This window comes from Mycobacterium sp. (genome assembly GCF_049683355.1).
GTDB lineage: Bacteria > Actinomycetota > Actinomycetes > Mycobacteriales > Mycobacteriaceae > Mycobacterium.
In genome coordinates, this window is sequence record NZ_JBAUJB010000163.1 from 1 (window position 1) to 2,909 (window position 2,909).

Below are 2,909 nucleotides of genomic sequence, written 5' to 3' on the forward strand. Positions count from 1 at the left end.
CTCCTGTGATGATGGTGGCATGTCTTCGGCGGCAACTTCTCTGGCTCCCAAGGAGCGTCTTGAGGTGTTGTTCGCCGAGTTGGCGGAGCTGGCGGGGCAGCGGAATGCGATCGATGGACGGATCGTGGAGATCGTCGCCGAGATCGTCGCCGAGATCGACCGCGACGAGCTATGCGGCCTGACCGGGGCGCGTTCGGTGGCGGGGTTGGTGGCCTGGAAACTGGGCACCTCACCGACCAACGCGCACACCATCACCACCATCGCAGGGCGGCTCGCAGAGTTTCCGCGCTGCACCCGAGGGTTGCGCGACGGGCGGTTGTCGTTGGATCAGGTCGGGGTGATCGCCGGGCGGGCCGCCGCCGGCTCCGATGAGCATTACGCGCAGCTGGCCGAAAGCGCGACGGTCACCCAATTGCACACCGCCCTCAAAGCCGCACCCCGACCCAAACCCAAACCCGAACCCAAACCGCAGCCCGAGCCCGACCCGGTGTGGGAGCGGTCGGTCATCAAGACCGGCGACGACACCCACGCCACCTACCGGATCCGGCTGCCACACGCTGAGGCCGCGGTCGTCGACGCCGCGCTGGCCTCCCACCTCGACGCGCTGGTCACCGCGTGGCGACACGACCACAACACCGGTGGTCGGGTGTCGGATCAAGCGCCGCCGTTTCCGAGCACCGTGGATGCGTTCATGAGCGTGGTTGAAGCCGGCTGGGACAGCGACGTGGCGCGCCGCCCGCACGGCCAACGCACCACCGCGGTGATGCACGTCGACGTCGACCAACACGTCGCGTCACTGCATCTGGGGCCGCTGCTGTCCGACGGCGAGCGTCGTTTCCTGCTCTGTGATGCCACGTGTGAGGTGTGGTTCGAACGCCACGGCCGGGTGATCGGCGCCGGTCGGGCCACCCGGACGGTCAACCGTCGGCTGCGCCGGGCGTTGGAGCATCGGGACCGCTGCTGTGTGGTGCCCGGGTGTGGAGCGACCCGGGGCCTGCACGCTCATCATCTGCGGCACTGGGAAGACGGCGGCGCCACCGAACTCGACAACCTCGTCTTGCTCTGCCCTTACCACCACCGGCTGCACCACCTCGGCGGCATCACCCTCACCGGGCCCGCCCACCGCCTCAAAGTCACCGATGACGAAGGCCAACAACTCAGCGCGGGATCACTGGCACGACCACCCACCACACCCCCACCGGCAGTCGCCCCCTACCGCGGGCCGACCGGCGAACGCGCCCAATGGCAGTGGTACACCCCCTACCAACCACCACCACCGACGATGGACCAGGCCAGCTAAGGCCTGTGCTCTAGTCGCCCGCGCCGTAGAGGCCCAGCTTGTTGTCGGGATCTCCCGGCACCCAGGTGCAGTCGACCTGTAAGCGAGCGCCCATCGCCTTGGCCCGCTGCAGCAGCCGCTGCCCCAGTTCGAGCTGACCGGGCTCCCATGCGGCCAGCGCTTCGGCGATGTCCGCGTTCTCGGCCAGCGCGTCGTGGAGTGCCCAGGCATTGGCCGCGGCTTTCGCCGTGCCCGCCGCCGGATGAGGCCGGGCGGTGCTCGCCGCATCCCCGAGCAGCGCCACCCGGTCTCTAGCCATCCGGTGTGCCCCGACGTCGTAGACCGCCTGGAGAAACGGCTGCTCGGTGCGCAGCACTACTTCGGCGACCGCTGGTGCCAGCAGATCGGCTGCCGCCGAACGCATTCTTCGACGAACTGATCCTGCACCTGCCCGGGGTGCAGCGACACCTCTGCCGGAACACCACGTTTGTCGGTCATCAACTCGTCGAGTTCGTCACCCACGGCGACATTGCGGTACCACACGTAGTTCATGGACCGCTCTCCCACCGCGAGACCGCCCTCGGGTGACAGGATCGGGTACATGGGGACGTGGGTGCCGGGCGCGACACAATCGGTGACCGAGTCGTGGAGCAGTTCGAACGTGCCGGCGGACAACCGGCTTTCAAACACCAGCCCCCGCCAGTCCACATAACCCGCGTACTCGCGCCGGGCTTCGGGCGAGAATTGGCGCCGATTGGCCGAACCGATGCCGTCGGCGAACACCACCAGGTCGGCGCGCTCGGACCGGCCGGAGGTGAAGCGGACCTCGACACCGTCGGCGTCCTGGTCGAAGCCCGAGGCGCACTCCCCGAGGTGTAGTGATCGCGACCGAAATCCGCCAGCAGTGCCCGGTGGAACGTGCCCCATGACGTGAACCGCCATGGCGCGGGCTCCCGGTACAGGATCTTGCTGCCCTCGCCCAGATATTGCATGAATCAGGTTGACGTGCTGACGGTTTCGGGGTGCTGATCGCTGCACTCGACGAACCAGCGCAGCGTCTCGGGGGGCAGGACGGTGCCGCCGCCCCGGCCGTCGAGGTCGGTGGGTGTGCGCTCGAAGACTTCGACGTCGAAACCCAGCCTGCGCAGCAGCAACGCGGTGGTCAGGCCACCGATCGAACCGCCGACGACCACGGCCCGGTGGCCGCTCCAGTCCCGCACGAAGCAAACACTAGCGCCCGATCGCCGCTGCGCCGTGCACCCGATCGGCTAGTCGTGGACCGCGTCCAACGCGCGGAAGATCCGCTGTTCGCTGACCGGGCGCGCGGTGCCGAGTTGCTGCGCCCACAGGCTGACCCGCAGTTCCTCGATCAGCCACCCGATGTCGCGCACGTCCGCGGCCGCGGCACGGTCCGGGGATAGCGCCACGAGCAGTTCGTCGTAGGCGTCCTGCACCGCAGCCACCCGCGTCATCCGCTCGCGGTCGGCGTTGAGCGCGTGCGGCAGTCGCTCCAGCCGCCGGCTCGCCGCGGTGAGGTAGCGGGCGAGGTCACCCAGCCGGCTCACCCCGGTGGCCGCGACGAAGCCGAACGGCACCAGCCGGGCCAACTGGGCGCGGATGTCGGCAACCG

At 69.0% G+C, this 2,909-nt stretch carries 5 protein-coding genes; 1 reads left to right on the forward strand and 4 read right to left on the reverse strand.

Annotation, left to right across the window (positions count from 1 at the left end; translation table 11 throughout):
* Nucleotides 1–19: 19 nt before the first annotated feature.
* Nucleotides 20–1,300, forward strand: a complete 1,281-nt coding sequence (locus WA944_RS10110; protein WP_526646858.1) for an HNH endonuclease signature motif containing protein — start codon at nucleotides 20–22, stop codon at nucleotides 1,298–1,300.
* 10 nt (nucleotides 1,301–1,310) lie between these two features.
* Here WA944_RS10110 and WA944_RS10115 read toward each other — a convergent pair whose 3' ends face one another.
* From WA944_RS10115 to WA944_RS10130, 4 genes are all read right to left on the reverse strand, one after another.
* Complete coding sequence (locus WA944_RS10115; RefSeq protein ID WP_526373890.1) at nucleotides 1,311–1,703, reverse strand: hypothetical protein; 393 nt, start codon at nucleotides 1,701–1,703, stop codon at nucleotides 1,311–1,313.
* On the reverse strand, nucleotides 1,655–2,206 hold the full coding sequence (locus WA944_RS10120; RefSeq protein WP_526373889.1) for an FAD-dependent oxidoreductase: 552 nt from the start codon (nucleotides 2,204–2,206) through the stop codon (nucleotides 1,655–1,657). The genes WA944_RS10115 and WA944_RS10120 overlap by 49 nt, the downstream gene beginning before the upstream one ends.
* 68 nt (nucleotides 2,207–2,274) lie before the next feature.
* Nucleotides 2,275–2,499, reverse strand: a complete 225-nt coding sequence (locus WA944_RS10125; RefSeq protein ID WP_526646860.1) for an NAD(P)-binding protein — start codon at nucleotides 2,497–2,499, stop codon at nucleotides 2,275–2,277.
* A gap of 48 nt (nucleotides 2,500–2,547) precedes the next feature.
* The coding region (locus tag WA944_RS10130; RefSeq protein WP_526646862.1) for a DUF3418 domain-containing protein at nucleotides 2,548–2,909 on the reverse strand (362 nt) is incomplete at its 5' end.

Coding starts and splice junctions, on each gene's coding strand:
- WA944_RS10115 (WP_526373890.1), bottom strand. CDS start 1,703: ATGCGTTCGGCGGCAGCCGATCTGCTGGCACCAGCGGTCGCCGAAGTA.
- WA944_RS10110 (WP_526646858.1), top strand. CDS start 20: ATGTCTTCGGCGGCAACTTCTCTGGCTCCCAAGGAGCGTCTTGAGGTG.
- WA944_RS10120 (WP_526373889.1), bottom strand. CDS start 2,206: ATGGGGCACGTTCCACCGGGCACTGCTGGCGGATTTCGGTCGCGATCA.